The sequence below is a fragment of the Shewanella bicestrii genome (assembly GCF_002216875.1).
In the GTDB taxonomy this organism is placed as follows: Bacteria; Pseudomonadota; Gammaproteobacteria; order Enterobacterales; family Shewanellaceae; genus Shewanella; species Shewanella seohaensis.
The window spans coordinates 3712640-3727988 of record NZ_CP022358.1 but is presented as its reverse complement, the minus strand read 5'-3'; the positions used below and the strand labels follow the sequence as shown (position 1 = coordinate 3727988).

General features: G+C 48.1%; 10 protein-coding genes and 1 pseudogene. 4 read left to right on the top strand and 7 right to left on the bottom strand.

Going from position 1 to position 15349, the window contains the following annotated elements; all coding sequences use genetic code 11:
* Positions 1-46 precede the first annotated feature (46 nt).
* A complete protein-coding gene (locus tag CF168_RS16320; RefSeq protein WP_089068350.1) occupies positions 47-1939 on the bottom strand; it encodes a methyl-accepting chemotaxis protein in 1893 nt (630 codons plus the stop codon).
* Between the two features lie 288 nt (positions 1940-2227).
* On the opposite strand from CF168_RS16320, the gene CF168_RS16315 reads away from it, so the two are divergent.
* Positions 2228-3760 (top strand): EAL domain-containing protein, encoded by a 1533-nt coding sequence (locus tag CF168_RS16315; RefSeq protein WP_232015273.1) that lies wholly within the window; start codon positions 2228-2230, stop codon positions 3758-3760.
* A gap of 46 nt (positions 3761-3806) precedes the next feature.
* Here CF168_RS16315 and pepN read toward each other — a convergent pair whose 3' ends face one another.
* From pepN to CF168_RS16285, 6 genes are all read right to left on the bottom strand, one after another.
* Positions 3807-6440: an aminopeptidase N gene (gene pepN / locus CF168_RS16310; protein ID WP_089068348.1), complete on the bottom strand. Its 2634-nt coding sequence runs from the start codon at positions 6438-6440 to the stop codon at positions 3807-3809.
* A 241-nt stretch (positions 6441-6681) separates the two neighbouring features.
* The gene (lpoB, locus tag CF168_RS16305) at positions 6682-7275 is read right to left on the bottom strand and encodes a penicillin-binding protein activator LpoB (protein WP_007645693.1); all 594 of its coding nucleotides are present in this window, start codon (positions 7273-7275) and stop codon (positions 6682-6684) included.
* A gap of 67 nt (positions 7276-7342) precedes the next feature.
* Positions 7343-8743: a COG3014 family protein gene (locus CF168_RS16300; protein ID WP_089068347.1), complete on the bottom strand. Its 1401-nt coding sequence runs from the start codon at positions 8741-8743 to the stop codon at positions 7343-7345.
* The gene (gene def / locus CF168_RS16295; RefSeq protein WP_089068346.1) at positions 8740-9285 is read right to left on the bottom strand and encodes a peptide deformylase; all 546 of its coding nucleotides are present in this window, start codon (positions 9283-9285) and stop codon (positions 8740-8742) included. The genes CF168_RS16300 and def overlap by 4 nt, the downstream gene beginning before the upstream one ends.
* A gap of 62 nt (positions 9286-9347) precedes the next feature.
* The gene (locus CF168_RS16290; protein ID WP_011625380.1) at positions 9348-9560 is read right to left on the bottom strand and encodes a SlyX family protein; all 213 of its coding nucleotides are present in this window, start codon (positions 9558-9560) and stop codon (positions 9348-9350) included.
* Between the two features lie 9 nt (positions 9561-9569).
* A complete protein-coding gene (locus CF168_RS16285) occupies positions 9570-10520 on the bottom strand; it encodes a WD40 repeat domain-containing protein (protein ID WP_089068345.1) in 951 nt (316 codons plus the stop codon).
* A gap of 154 nt (positions 10521-10674) precedes the next feature.
* On the opposite strand from CF168_RS16285, the gene fkpA reads away from it, so the two are divergent.
* From fkpA to CF168_RS22690, 3 genes and pseudogenes are all read left to right on the top strand, one after another.
* The gene (gene fkpA, locus CF168_RS16280) at positions 10675-11445 is read left to right on the top strand and encodes an FKBP-type peptidyl-prolyl cis-trans isomerase (RefSeq protein WP_011716036.1); all 771 of its coding nucleotides are present in this window, start codon (positions 10675-10677) and stop codon (positions 11443-11445) included.
* Between the two features lie 625 nt (positions 11446-12070).
* The gene (exeM, locus tag CF168_RS16275; protein ID WP_089068344.1) at positions 12071-14683 is read left to right on the top strand and encodes an extracellular exonuclease ExeM; all 2613 of its coding nucleotides are present in this window, start codon (positions 12071-12073) and stop codon (positions 14681-14683) included.
* Between the two features lie 128 nt (positions 14684-14811).
* Positions 14812-15266: pseudogene (locus tag CF168_RS22690) on the top strand (hypothetical protein).
* Positions 15267-15349: the final 83 nt, after the last annotated feature.

The window sequence follows — 15349 nt, the reverse complement described above, 5'->3', positions numbered from 1 at the left end:
TTTATCGCGTGGCGATGCGTTATTAGGGTATAAGCCCTTGGCGCATTTATAGCTTAAAGCGGCCGACTTCCTGTTGCAGCGAGGCGGCTAAATGAGCCAATTCCTGCGCTTGTACCATAGAGCTTTGCGCCTCGATGGAGAGGTTTTCAGAAACTTCGCGAATCGACTCGGTATTACGGTTAATTTCGCTGGTGACCGAGGTTTGTTCCTCTGCGGCGGTGGCAATCTGACTCGCCATATCTGAGATCTCATTAATGGCTTTGCTGATCTGTAGCAGGCTCTCACTGGCCGAGTTGGCGTCGGCGACACTGGTTTCAGCCATATCATGGCTTTGAGTCATAGATTTAACCGCCTTACCCGCAGTTTGCTGTAAGGTTTCGATCATCGCCTGAATTTCTTGGGTCGAGGAGTGAGTTTGCTGCGACAACACGCGCACCTCGTCGGCCACCACGGCAAAGCCGCGACCTTGTTCACCGGCGCGGGCGGCTTCAATGGCGGCGTTTAACGCCAACAAGTTGGTTTGTTCGGCAATGCCACTGATGGTGAGCAGGATGCTATTAATTTTTTGCGAGTGTTCGTTCAACTCGCTGATAATACGGCCCGCGGTTTCGACCTCATTGGCTAAGTTGCGAATCGATTGCTGACTCTGCATCACTTGTTTTTGGCCGTGGTTCGACAAACCAACCGCGTCTTGTGCCGTTTGCGCGGTATGCTCGGCGTTGCTAGCAATCTCTTCGGTGGCGCTAGCCATCTCAGTGACAGCGGTCGCCACCATGGTGACTTCATCCTGCTGCACGGCGATGCGCTGGCTATTATCCGTGGCAGATGCACTGCTGCCCTGGGCTTGATATTCCAGTTGACCAGCAATCTTGTGCATTCTGGAGATCATGCCATGCAGGCGCTCGACGAAGCGGTTAAAGCCCGAGGCCAAGATACCAATCTCGTCGTGGCTGTTGGCTGTGTGAATTCTCACTGTCAGGTCGCCATCCCCTTCGGCAATATCATTGAGTGCCAAGGCTACGCGTTCTAGGTCTTTAAATTGAATTTTGAAGATAGCCACGAGGACCAAGCCGAAGAGGACCAGTAACGCGGCACCGACGGCGGACATCCACCAAGCGAGTGTGGTGGCCTGCGACATGATCTCCTCTTTGTTCATCACGAAAATCAACTCCCAATCGGTGGACGGTATTGCTGCCACATAAATGAGTTGAGTTTCGCCGCCGAGTTCACGCTCTTCTAAGGTATTGGCATTTGCCCGTTGGGATAACCAGCTGGGGGTAAAGTCTTTATCTATGGTGTTCAACTGTTGATTGTTGAGCTGGCTATTGGGATGGCTGATGATAAGTCCTGTCTTGTCTACCATTAAGGTGTAGCCTTTACCTGGGACTTGAAGGCGCTGAACCGCATCGGTGAGCTGGTCTATCGTGAGGTTTGCTGCGGCCACCCCGAATAGGCTACCCGAGACCATCACAGGCTCGGCAATGGTTACCACTTGTTTTTTCAAGGTGGCGCTAACATAGGGCGCCGTCATCACCATCGCATTGGCGGCTTTGGCGTCCATATACCAAGGACGAACTCTGGGATCATAGTTAGCCGTGTTTAGCGCGGGATCTTGGCGGTACATGTTGCCTTGTTCATCGCCAAAATAGGTCAGCGCGAATCCCATGCCATTATGGGCTTGTAATAAATAGGGCGTGATCTGCACATTGGGATCGGCTTCAATGGTTTTTTTAAGACTGGTAATCGCCATTTTGCGATCTTGCATCCACAGGCCTATCCCTTCGGCAAAGGTGTTCGCCAGTTGATCAATTTCATGTTGGGTATTTTCTAAGGCGTTATTGCGGATGAAATAGCTTGAAATGCTTACCAGCACTGCAACAGTAATGAGAACGGCGAAAAGACTACTAAAGAGTAGGCGGGTTTTGAGTGTTGATCTCATATGTAATTCCTTTAAATTCCGTTAGCTGTCTAACGTCAATAGAGTATAGCGGCTGAAAATGTGAAAGCATGAATTGATAAGTCACCAATTTTTTTATGTGTTTAAATTGGTTACACCTCGGATTGGCTGTCATCTTGGTAAATTGGCGATATTGCCCAAATAGGAGTTTACTCCTGTAAGATGACTAATTTGATTTGTTGCACAGCTTTCAGCGGATATCAGGCATACTCTGATATAACAGTAAGTTAGTACAAATCAGTGCTGATGAATGCAAATGAGCGGAATAATATGAAATGGAATTTTCCTCGCTGGAGCCTTAATCCCTGGTTACATACCTGCCTTATCTTTATTTTGCCCATACTGCTGGCATGTGCGATGCAACCTTGGTTGACCCGTTACAGCATGGAAAAAAGATTCAGCGATGATTTAGATATTATTGCGACTTCGTTTGCCAATGGGCTCGATGGATTTGAAGCGACAAATGTCGCGCAGGCCTTCAGCGAATTATCTTTTACCTGCGATACCGACGATATCGCGCTGCTAAATAGCCCATCCTTAAGCCCCGCGATCGTTCGTTTCATTCAGTTAGAATTGGTAGACGGCAAGCAATGCTCCAATATAGGGCCTCCGGTTAATTATCAGTTCGACCGTTCTCGAAGTTTATATTTCGATTCACATCGAGTGGATATTGCCACGACAGTGGCGGCTAACGATAGGGCCCGCAGCATTGGTTATGTGTTCCATTTGGGCGAACAAAAGTTAGTCGTGCTCACCAATAGCTCTGTCTATAACGAAACCCTGTCAAATCTGTGCCTAGGTTGTTATCAACTATTGGTTGGTTATCAAGGCCTTTCTTCCCTAGAGCGGGGCGTTGAGCGGCTAGAAACAGAGAACGTATTTATTGAGGACTCTCGTTATATCAACGTGTTAGATGTGACCTTGACCTTAAGAGCGGGGGATACACTTTACTGGCGAGAAGCCTCACACGTAGCCGTTGTGCTATTTGTGGTTGCCTTGATAGTATCTTTCCTTGCGGTGATTTTTTATTGGAATTGGCAATCGGCGCGGGTGTCGCTGGGGATGCTCATCCAAAAAGGCATCAGCCGAAAAGAGTTTATTCCTTATTATCAACCGATTATCGATTGCCGCACCGGAGAGGTGGTCGGCCAAGAGATGTTAGTCCGCTGGCGCCGATTCGATGGCGTGCTCGTTCAACCGAACCAGTTTATTCCCTACGCCGAAGATTCGGGCTTAATTTTGCCGATCACCGATCTTATCCTCGAGCAGGTATATCAGGACTTGCCTCAGCTCAAAGGCTGGGTCAGCGTTAATATCGTCGCCCAGCACCTCGAGTCGGGGTTATTGAGCAAATGGTTCTCCAGCCATAGCGACCACAGGGTTAAACGTATCGCCTTTGAGCTGACAGAGCGTAAGCCCATCACCCAATTTGAGCTGGCCCTCGCCGAAATGAAGGCGGTATTACCCCTGTGCCATGACTTTAAATTGGATGATTTTGGCACTGGCTTTGGTGGTTTTAGTTATTTGCAGCGGCTAGGGATTAACAGCATCAAAATCGACAAGATGTTTACCGATACCATAGGCACGCAGGATTTAAAAGGCGCGGTACTCGATGCCATTATCGCCTTTGGCCGTGAGTCGCATATGGATATGGTGGCCGAAGGCGTTGAAACTCAGGCGCAAGTGGAGTACTTAGCCGCGAAAGGGGTTTATCAACATCAGGGATATTTTTACGCTAAACCTTTGGCGCTCGAAGAGTTGCTGCAGTTCTACCAAGAATTGCCTTCTCGGCGTATCGAGTAACCCGATCAAAAAGAGGCTCAATTGAGCCTCTTTTTATGAGCTATTATCAATGGGTCATTTTATTTTTGATTAGTACGCAACGTTGCTCGGTTTGTCGGGTTTCTAACAGCGTACGGCGCGTTAGGTTAGATAATCCTGTTTGGGTATCTAATACCTTATCCAAGGCGGCAATACTGGTGTAATTACAGTCGGTTGGGATAAGGTTGCGGCTGTAGCTACGCATAAACACTGGGCCTTTCTTATCCATGTCCGCCAAGTTAGCGAGGCGCTCTTCCGCGGTGGCGGCGCTTAGCAGTTTCTGTTCAGCAGGATAGAGGTTTTCCATAATAATCCGCTGTTTGGCAAACGGCAGGGCGTCGGCGTGCACTTTGCTCAACCAGCGGCGTTTGGCAGCAGCCTCTGGACGGATAACCTGTGCGGCCAATGCGGCCTTTTCACCCGAATCCGAGTTATCGCGGGCGGCTTCCTGGGTAATACGTTGCTGCGCATTCGGGAAGTCATAGCGATTCAGCTGAGTGATGATGGCCCAGCGGAGATCTTGGTCTAGGGTTAAGCCTTTGATTTTGGTTGTGCCATCCAGTAATTGCGCTAAGTGGCGCAGACTGTCGCGATCGCCCGCTAACTGAATATAGGCATTGAACCAGCGGCGCTGGAAGTCATTGTCGCCTCGGCTCTCCATGGTTTTGCGAAGGCTCATTTGCGCTAAGCCTTTGACAGCATTTTCAGCATAGTTTTGCTGAATCGGCGCGATTTGCGCGAGGTATTCTTTGCTGCGCAGCAGAGTCGAAATAATCTGGCCGACCACAGTGTAGTCATTTTCCGCAGGGGCGTTGACGAACACTGTGCTTAAGTATTGATCTAGGCTCAGGTTGCCTTCACGCACGCTGTCCCACAGGCTTTGCCAAAGCATAGAGCGCAGCAATGGATCTGTAACACGGCTTAACTGTTGCTTGGCGGTGTCGAAGGATTTGTCATCGAGTTGCACCTTTACAAAGCCCCAGTCATCGTAGTTGGGGTAAACCAAATCCGGACAACGCTCGCCGACTAATTGCTTCACCTCGGTGCGCTCACCCTTGTAGGTGACGGCTACCGTAGTCTCATGTCTTAAATCGAAACGTCCCTTAGTGAACAGGGCGATTTGGACTTTTTGCTCCCTGAGTGTAGGCAACTCGCTGCTTGCAGGATACTGCAACAGGCTAAAATCGCTGATGCGGTTACCGTCACAGCGGTATTCGGCCTTAATAGTGTTAACCCCTGCGCTGTAGAGCCAATCTTTCGTCCAGGCGCTTAAGTCACGGCCCGCCGATTTAGCTAGGCTATTGATAAAGTCATCTAGCTCGGCATTTTGATAGCTGTATTGCTTTAAGTAGTTACTCACGCCTCGCTGGAACACTAGATCGCCGAGTAAATGGCGCAACTGCTTGAGGGTCGAGGCGCCTTTTTGATAGGTGATGGCATCGATATTATCGAAGGCGTTTTGCGTGGTCGCCACGGGCACTTCGATAGGATGTGTGGTCACTAGGCTGTCTTGCTCATAGGCGCGTTGTTTGCCTTGAGCGTAAAAGCTGCGCCAGGCATTGGTGAACTCGGTAGCCTCTTGAGTCGCGAGCGTACCCATAAAGGAGGCAAAACTCTCGTTTAGCCACAAACCATTCCACCACTTCATGGTGACCAGATCGCCAAACCATTGGTGCGCCATTTCATGCATGATAACGCCGGCTAAGCTTTGTTTTTGCTCGGCGGTCATAGCGGCTTTGTGGAGGAAACGATCTTCGGCGAAAGTGATGGCGCCAGCGTTTTCCATCGCGCCGTAGAGGAAATCAGGCACTAAAAGTTGGTCGTACTTCTTAAAGGGATAAGGAATACCGAAATAGGCATCAAAGAAGGTTAAGCCTTGTTTGGTATAGGTAAACCAATCCTCAGGCGTGACTTGGTTAGCCACAGATTGGCGCGCGAACAGGCGCATCGGATAGCGGCCAGAGTTGTCCTGCCACATATGGTACGGACCAGCATGCATCGAGAAATTATAAGGGCTTAACTTAGGCGTTTCAGGAAACTCCCAACGATTCATAGCCCCAGCTGGTGTGACTGAGGACTCGCGCATGGTACTGATCACTTGCCAGTCCTTCGGCGCGGTTACGCTGATTTTATAGTTGGCTTTCAAGTCGGGTTGGTCGAACACCGCAAACATTTGCTGCGCAGCGGCAGGTTCGAAGTGTGAATACAGGTAGACCTTGCCATCGACTGGGTCTTGGAAACGGTGTAAGCCTTCACCGTTGGTGCTGTGGGGGCGAGTAAATTGCACTTCAATGGTGTTGTCACCCGAGGACAGCAAACGAGTATTCAGGCTGATATAGGCGCCGTTGTAGTTGGGGTAAACCGCAGTGCCGTTGATCAAAAAGCGCTTAATTTGTGCTTTGTTCAAATCGAGGCTCAATTGCTTGGGCACTTCGCTGAGATTGAAGTTGACCTTAGTCGTTGCACTAAACTCAGTGTCGCCAGTCAGTTGAAAATCCAGCTCATAATGCACATTCGAAATCACCTGTGAACGTAAGCTCGCCTGATATTGGCTGATATAGGGGCTTGCATCCCTTGGGCCCGTATTTAACGGACTTTGGACGGCGCACGACATGAGTGCCGAGCAGGTGATGGCAACTAGGCTGGCTTTGAACAAATTCACGACTTCAATCCTTCAACGATTTACTTTATTTGTGGCTTGGATGCGGCGCAGGCTGGCAAGTTTAGGCTCTGTGGCCTAGCAAACTTATCCCCATTTGAAAGCGGCACCCATGCTGGGTATTTTGGCCGAGTACACTACCTTATTTAGCAGGGATAACCAATGTTAAAAATGTAAAAAAAAGCCAGCGAAAATGCTGGCTTTTTTTGAGTATTTCGGCTTTAGCCCATGGGGCTTAGCGGGATTACATGCCTAAGAAAGACTTAGACTTAGTCTTACGGATTTCTTTTTCGTCAGACCATTCGATCAGGCCTGTTTCTAAGTCCATCAGACGCATAGTCATCTTGTAGTAAACGTCTTTGGTGCTGCCATCTTGCTTAACGATGCTAGACAGGTTGCCATACAGCATGTATTGGGCGCCGATTTGACGGCCAAACTTGATGGCGGTTGATGGGTCAACCATACCGGTATTGTTTTGGTAATCCAGTTGCTTACGAACTGAATCTACTTTTGTCATGTCGATAAAACGGAACTTACCTGAGCGCAGTAACTTGTTGCTGATAGAGTCGGTTACAGACTCAGTGTCGATATGCTCAGAGGTTTTGTTTTTGATGCTATCGACAAACAAAATTGGGCGGTTGTTCGCCGTCATGGCCACGATAGGTGGGAAAGTCATCATGCTATCGACCATCTTAGCGGCGATGGCTTGCAGATCCGTTGAGCCAAAGTTTTCGTTAACGGTTTCCACTTCTGTGGCATCGCCATACTCGACTTTCGATTGACATGCAGCCAGACCCATTACGGCAGCCAGCACAAAAATCAGTTTAAATTGTTTCATAGTCAGTTCCATTTTGTGATTGTAAAAACTTAATGACACTCGTTTTATTCAAACATTCACCGCTAGGTTAAATGATTATTGAATAAATTCGGGTGTAATTACCAGTATCAATTGCCCAGACCAAGGTGGTCTTGCCTGCGGCAACTTCAATTTTGGCCGGTGGTGCCTTGTCCAACTGCAGCGTGTATTCCCCAGGATTGAGGTAACGTCTGCCAATTTGCGCCTGCTTTGGCAGGGTCAACCAACTGCGGCGATCCGCCTGTTCGCTAACCACGTTAAAAATCTGCATGGCGATACTGCCAATATCGGCGGCATTGTTGCCGGGCTTACCGCTTTTTTCGACCTGATAGGCCATTTCCGATTTGGCATACACCCGCGCGACTTGGCGAACTAAGGTGCCGGGTAAATCTTCTTTGAGCGCGTTAATCGCTAAGGCATCGATATTGGCGATGGGCTCGGTTTTGAGCACTGTACCTAAGCCTTGTACTTGGGTCTCGGCGACAACACTATTATTCGGCCCATAGGTGGCCAGAGACACGGTTTGCCAGTTGCCATGGATAGTGAAGGGCACTGTGAGCGCTTGTTTTTCAGGTACAAAGCCCTTTTCGACCATTAGGATGACTTGGCCTTCGCCCGCCTTGGGAAACTTGGCATCGCCCCAGCGCTTTTTAAACTCATCATATTGTGGCATGCCGAGTTGCTTGGCAAGACGCACTAAATCCTGTTGCAGATAAGTGTTATCAGGGCTGATTTGCGCCGCTTTACGATAGTCGATAAAGGCATCGTTTGGCTCGCCCAAAACCTCGTGAAGCAATCCCGTCGTGTAGTAGCTGTAGGCGTTGAGGAAGGAGCTGGTTACCGTACCTGCGGCTTGGCCGAGCTTATTCATTTCGGCATCTATAGTGCCATTGGCCATGGCCTGCACGGATTTTTGTGATTTCTGATAACGCTCCTGCTCAGAACCTTGCAGCTCGTTACTGCGGCGAACTTCCACTAAGGCGCCTTGATAATCACCGCTGAACAGGTAATTCAGGGCTTGATATTGGTGCAGCATAATGCGCTCGTAGCCTGGGCCACGGTAGGGGATGGCATTATCGTTTAATACCAAGCTTGTGGCGGTTGCGCCTATGTCGCTGGCGCTAATCTTGGCTTTATCATCGAAGGCTGTATAGGCCTCGACCGCTTGCTGGTAGTACTTACGGCTGCTGGCAAAGTCTCCGGCAACCTGCGCCACACGTCCCGCTTCTTGGGCGTAGAGTAGGCCATCGTTACCTTGGATATTGCTGGCTAATTTCTCGATATCCGCCATGGGCGTTGCGGTATTGAGTTCTTGTTTTATCGGTGCAATTTGTGCCGGATAATTGATAAAAATACTGTTATAGGCACAACCGCTCGAGCCTAAGATCGCGGCGAGCATCAGCGTGCTGAGTGTGGGTTTGATTAAAGAGTGAATGAAGGTGCTATTCATGCCTGTGGTTTACCTTCTCGCGCCATGTGTTTTTGTTCTGGCATTTGTGAACGCTCAAGCAAAGTGATCCCCTGAAGATGATCAAACTCATGTTGAAAAATACGTGCAATAAAACCTGTTAACTCAGAGCGTTGCCATCGTCCTGCCAGGTTTTGATAGCGCACCACTATCTGCTGGTGGCGCCAAATTGTAAACCTTTGTCCGGGAACCGATAAACAACCTTCTTCACCGCAAACTAAATCCGCAGAGGCTGACAAGATCTCTGGGTTGACCACCACAACGGGGTCCATCAGCGGCGCATCGGGATAACGCTCGTTCGGCCGTGATGCCATGATAAACAGTGCCAGCGGGCTGTGTACTTGCGGTGCGGCAATGCCAACGCCTTTCGCGGCCGCCATGCTCACTGCCATCTGCTCTGCTAATTGACTCAAGGCCGTATCGAAGTCGCGAACTTCAATGGCTTGCTCTTTTAAAATGGCTTCACCCACCACGGCAATAGGCAGTGGCTGACTGGGTGTGGGTGATATCGCATCTTTAAACATCGCATTCCTTGGATATTTATGGGCCATTGTGTCGTTAACGGATGGGGTTATCCGCTATCACATTAGTAATGGGGTGGCGGCGTTTCTTCGGCTTGGGTCGCAATATTGCTGGGTTCCATCGCTTTTAATTTACCAATCAATAACTGAATTTGATGTTGCTGATGGGCGATGAGCTGGTTCAGCTTAATGACCTCTTGGTTTAACTCTTCGACCGTGAGCTCTTGAAAAGCCATTTTCATTTGCAGCTCTTCAATCTGTTCTTGTACGCCTTGCATGACTAACCTCTACTCCTGCCAAGTCTCGATTAAGCCTTGGCTACTGATACTAACCACTTTATTGGTATCTCGAATTGCCACAGAGTATACAACGGCTCCTCGGTTTTGGCTGTTTTTAGTCAGCGCAATTTGCCACTTAGCAATAGGTTTACCCGTTTGGCGTTGCCAGAGTATGACTTCGCGTGCGGGCGTGCCTGTGAGCAGCTGGCTGTCTTGCTTAGCGAAACGCACCGCCGAGAAGGTCATTTGCCTGCGTTTAATCTCTAATTGATTTAACAGCTTACCATTGGTGTTATCCCAAATCTTCGCCTCATTGGTACTGCCATTGGTAAAGCTTAATGTGCCACTGTCGTTGAGTGCCACCTTAGTCACCCGACTCCCTATATCCCAAGTGTGGATCGGCTGCCCCGTTTGTGCTTGCCACAGGATAGCCTGCATGTCGTTAGAGCCTGAGAGGGCAATGCGTCCATCAGCGGAAAGCGCAACGGTATTCACCCTTTCCTTATGGCCTAAAAATTTAATCAATGCCGTTTTGGCCGCATTGAGTGACATCACACTGCCATCGTTTAGGCCTATGAGCAGGGCGCCATTATTCGCCACGGCGACACTCTCACCCGAGGCGGGCAGCGACCACCATCCTCGGGATTTACCGTCGGCTATTGTCCATAGGGCAACTGAATCGCGGCTTAACGATGCGGCGAACTCACCGTTAGGGGAAATGGCGGTGGCCGTGACGCCGGTATTCAGGTCGCCATGCACCCATTGGTACTTGAGGCTGTGGGTGGTTAAGTCCCAACATTGCACCCCTTGGCTTTGGGTGGCGACAATGGCGATATTGCCGTCGCTAGAGAGGCTCGCGCTGTATGAGGGTTCCTGTGAAATAACTCTAATATCATCGGCTTTGGGCTGACATGCTGCTAAAAAAAGTGTGCAAAATACCAGCAGTAGGGTTTTCTTCATGAACTTGCTCCTAAAGTTGGTGTCTCTAGTCCGGTAGAGTGAGATTAATCACAGTTAACACATAACAGAATCTAGTTGGTATAACCCAGATAACTAGTATACAGTTGTCGCGCTTAGGTTATTGTAACCGCTTGAGGATGCTGAGGAAGCTTTAATGAAATCGATTTATAAATTATCGTTAGTTGCATTGGCTGTTATTGGCCTATCTGCTTGTAATCAAGAAGAAAAAGCAACAAACGCAAGCACAAATGTTGAATTAACGACTGAAGCACAAAAAGAAGCCTACAGTGTTGGCGCTTCAATCGGTCGTTATATGTCTGGCCATATCAAAGAGCAAGAAGAATTAGGCCTGCCAGTTGACCGCGCGCTGATCGTAACTGGTTTTACTAACGGTCTGAATGATCAACTGAAATTAACCGAAGAAGAAATGCAAACCATTCTTCAAGGTTTAGACAAAAAGTTAAACGACAAACGTACAGAACAAGCTAAAGCCATTGCTGCGAAAAACATCGAGGATGGTAAAAAGTTCCTCGAGGAAAACAAAGCTAAGCCTGGCGTAGTGACCACTGAATCGGGTCTGCAATACGAAGTGTTAACACCAGGTTCTGGTGACAAGCCAGCGGCTGAAGACACTGTAGAAGTGGATTACGTAGGTACACTGCTTGACGGTACTGAGTTTGATAGCTCATACAAGCGTGGTCAAACGGCTAAGTTCCCATTAAACCGCGTTATTCCTGGTTGGACTGAAGGCGTACAGTTAATGCCTGTGGGCGCTAAGTACAAGTTTGTTATCCCTGCAAACTTAGCTTATGGCGACCGCGATACTGGTACTATTCCACCAAACTCAACCCTGATTTTTGAAGTTGAACTGAAATCAATTGAGAAAGCACAAGCGGCTCCTGCTGCTGAGCCTGCTAAAAAGTAATTTACCGTGATAACGGCTTAACTCGGGTTAACTCGTTCACTCATAAAATACCGCCCACACAGGGCGGTATTTTTTTGCACTCGAAATGACTAAGCAGTGCTGCAATCGATACAAATAAAATCATGGAGGAGTTTGTTTACCCGTTTTATACCATCTCGCAAATGACCCACCGCCAAGCTTTTTAAATCGAGCTAGCGTTTAAAAGACGGATAAGGAGTATTCGTTTTTCAACGAATAATATTTCAAAATAATGATCGAATAATTAAGTTTTAAATAAATTGCGATGATTTAAATTATCGAAAACGCTTATATTATTCAGGATGGTGCACTTAAAAATATCATCAAAATATCACATTTATTTTTTGATTGTTATTTGTTCGATTTCACACTGGTATATCACTGTGATGTCTTTATCTTACTTATTGTTTTCTTACTGCTTAATACTTTTGTGTTATATCACTGTTCTGAATACAAGACAGTTTATTTTGTAAAATTTCATTTCCATCAATATCTTATGCATGCATAGTGAGATCTTCCCCTCTTTTTTTAGCAATTCAACTCTGGAATAATCCGCCCGCACGTTAATAAAAATTAGCGGCGATATTATAATAATGGGGTTGATAATATGGATAATGTTAATAAGTTAACGGCTATATCTTTAGCTGTGGCCGCAGCTTTGCCAATGATGGCAAGCGCTGATGTGATGATCACTGAATATGTTGAAGGTAGCTCAAACAACAAAGCTATCGAGTTATATAACAGCGGTGATACGGCAATTGATTTGGCGGGTTATAAACTCGTTCGTTATAAAGATGGCGCCACTGATGCCTTAGATATGCAGGTATTAGATGGACAAAGTATTGCGCCAAAATCGACAAAAGTTATTTTAAACTCAAGCGCAGTCATTACCCTTCCTCAAGGTGTCGACAGTTTTTCGGGTTCTTTAAGTTTTAACGGTGGCGATGCGGTTGCCTTAGTTAAAGATGGCGCTGTGGTCGATATTATCGGTGATGTGCCAACGCCGACTGGGTGGGGGCTCGATGTCACCCTTAAGCGTAAACTCGACGCATTAGTCGCCAGCACTGTCTTTAATCCTGCCCAGTGGGAACAATTACCTAAGGACACTTTCACAGGTTTAGGTTCGTTAGATACGCCAACTGAGCCTGAAACGCCAGTCTTTAGCTGCAGCGGCGCTAAAATCGTTCCGATTTATCAAGTCCAAGGCGCGGGTGAATCTAGCCCTTATGTGCCTGAAGGTGCATTCGAGTCTGAAAGCGAAGTGACGGTTCGCGGTGTGGTGACTGCCCGTGGCGAGAGCTTATTCAAAGGTTTCTATCTCCAAGAAGTGAAGGGCGATAACTCGCCATACACTTCCGACGGCGTGTTCGTGTTTTTAGGTGAGAATCCACCAGAAGCGATTCAACCCGGTGTTGAAGTCTGTGTTCAGGGTAAGGTGAAGGAATACTTCGGCCTAACCCAAATCGATATCAAAACCGATAAGAAATTCGAAGTCGGTGCTAAGGGCGAAGTCCCAGCTGCGGCGCCATTCTATGTGGCCGATGGCGAAACTTTAGCGCAGGCTTTAGAGCGCTACGAAGGCATGAACGTGAAACTGGATGCTGGTAGCGATCTGAAGATCAGCCGCACCTTCAGCTACGATTATGCTGGCCGTCGCAATAACATGTTGGTGTCTTACAAGGCGCCATTGATGAAGCCAACTCAGCTTTATCCAGCATTGTCAGCAGAAGCGACTGCTTTAGTTAAATCTAACCTTGAAAATCAGCTGTTTATTGAATCTGACTACAAGCCAGCCGATGGTGTTATTCCTTACTTCCCTGACTTTAACGTCGAAACCGGTTATATCCGTGTGGGTGATCAGCTGACCAATCTCGAAGGTGTGATTGGTTACAGCTATGGTGCTTACCGTTTAGTGGCGACCAACACTATTACCGCTGGTGACTTTATCCGCGGTGATGACAGAACCGACGCACCAAGTGTCGCCACTAAGGGCGATATCCGTGTCGCCAGCTTTAACGTGCTGAACTTCTTTAACGATGTTGTTGGTGGTGATACTAACCCATCGGGCAGTAACCGCGGCGCCTTGACCGAAGAAGAAATGTTGCTGCAACGCGCAAAAATTGTCAGCGCCATTACCGCCATGAACGCCGATATTGTCGGTTTAATGGAAATCGCTAACAACGGTTTTGGTGAAAAGAGCGCGATTAAGAACTTAGTCGATGCCTTAAACGAGAAGCAAACTGCTGAAAATGCTTACAGCTTCGTTGAAATCACCGACGAAGATAAATACGACGGTAAGTACTTCGGTAGCGATGCTATTACTGTGGGTATGCTTTACCGCGCGGGTAAAGTGAGCCTTGCGGGTGCGGCTCGTGCGATTGATACCCCAGAGCAACACGCGACTGCTGGCAGTGTGACTCGTATTAAAGATGGCAAGACTGAAACGAACCCTGGCAACGATGCGTACCAACGTCACAGCTTAGCGCAAACCTTTAAGATCCATGATCAGAACTTAACAGTTGTTGTTAACCATCTGAAATCAAAAGGTTCAGGCTGTTTAGAAGATTGGGTCAACTTCGAAGAGTCAGTCGATCCGGCCGATCAACAGGGCAAGTGTAATGCCTTCCGCGTATCGGCTGCTAAAGTGCTCGGCGAAGCCTTAAAAGACGTTAAAGGCGATCTGCTGGTGATTGGCGATATGAATGCCTACGGCATGGAAGATCCTATCCGCGTATTGACCGATTACGATGCGAGCAAGTCTGAGCGCGATATCATGACCGCCTCATGGACCACCTTAGATGGCAAAGTGTTTGAGCGCCAAGGTAGCAAGATTGAGAAGGGCTATGGCCTAATCAACCTCAATACTCAGGCCCACGGCGCTGGAACTTACTCATACAGCTACAACGGTGAGTTAGGTAACCTCGACCATGCCTTAGCAAACACCAGTCTTGCCAAGCGTTTAGTGGATATCGAAGATTGGCATATCAACTCGGTGGAATCTAACCTGTTCGAATACGGCAAAAAATTCTCTGGTGAACTGGCCAAATCTGAGAATGCTTTCTCAGCATCTGACCACGATCCCGTTATTGTCGCACTTAGCTACCCAGCACCTGTTGAGCCACCAAAACCTGAGCCAAAACCAAAGGATGATGGTGGTGCGTTAGGATACTTGGGTCTAGCCTTGCTATCTCTATTCGGCTTACAACGCCGTCGCCGTTAATCGAGTGATTGCACGCTCACAACTGAGTTTGTGAGCTAAACTCAGAGCTAAGGGATGGTTTTACCATCCCTTTTTTATGGCACTGTTGTTGTGGGACTTTATGTACCTTGATGACAAGGAGAGCGGACATGGCAGCAACTGACTCCGACCATGCAATCGGCGTGGCAAAAGCGCCACTGTGGTTTTATTTTGTCGCATTCATCAGTTTGTTATGGAACATCATGGGCTTATTGGCATTTGTTATCCAAATGACCATGACGCCTGAGGCCATGGCGCAAATGAGCCCAGATCAAATAAAGCTCTATGAATCGACACCCGCTTGGCTCGACTGTGTGTTTGGGTTTGCGGTGGTTTCTGGCGTTATAGGTTGTCTGTTGTTACTCATTAAAAAGCCTTTTCTTATAAAGTGTTGCTCGCGTCTCTTGTCGCCGTATTGGTGCAAATGGGCTATGTATTTGGTATTCAGCAGGCGGCTGCGGTATTGGGTAGCGATGCCCTTATGATGCCGAGCGTGGTGATCCTGTGGGGAATGTTCTTAGTCTGGTTTAGTCGTTTTGCTGTCACAAAGCATTGGTTAACTTAGGCGTAGCGACTCCTTGCCATTATCTGGCTGTTATTAGCCAATGCTTATGTGTTGAACTTCAGTCACTTCTTAGTAAACTGCTA

Excerpts from the sequence above, each read along its gene's own strand:
- CF168_RS16315 (WP_232015273.1), top strand. The coding sequence starts at position 2,228 with ATGAAATGGAATTTTCCTCGCTGGAGCCTTAATCCCTGGTTACATACC.
- def (WP_089068346.1), bottom strand. The coding sequence starts at position 9,285 with ATGTTTAAAGATGCGATATCACCCACACCCAGTCAGCCACTGCCTATT.
- exeM (WP_089068344.1), top strand. The coding sequence starts at position 12,071 with ATGGATAATGTTAATAAGTTAACGGCTATATCTTTAGCTGTGGCCGCA.
- CF168_RS16285 (WP_089068345.1), bottom strand. The coding sequence starts at position 10,520 with ATGAAGAAAACCCTACTGCTGGTATTTTGCACACTTTTTTTAGCAGCA.
- CF168_RS16300 (WP_089068347.1), bottom strand. The coding sequence starts at position 8,743 with ATGAATAGCACCTTCATTCACTCTTTAATCAAACCCACACTCAGCACG.
- CF168_RS16290 (WP_011625380.1), bottom strand. The coding sequence starts at position 9,560 with ATGCAAGGCGTACAAGAACAGATTGAAGAGCTGCAAATGAAAATGGCT.
- lpoB (WP_007645693.1), bottom strand. The coding sequence starts at position 7,275 with ATGAAACAATTTAAACTGATTTTTGTGCTGGCTGCCGTAATGGGTCTG.
- CF168_RS16320 (WP_089068350.1), bottom strand. The coding sequence starts at position 1,939 with ATGAGATCAACACTCAAAACCCGCCTACTCTTTAGTAGTCTTTTCGCC.
- fkpA (WP_011716036.1), top strand. The coding sequence starts at position 10,675 with ATGAAATCGATTTATAAATTATCGTTAGTTGCATTGGCTGTTATTGGC.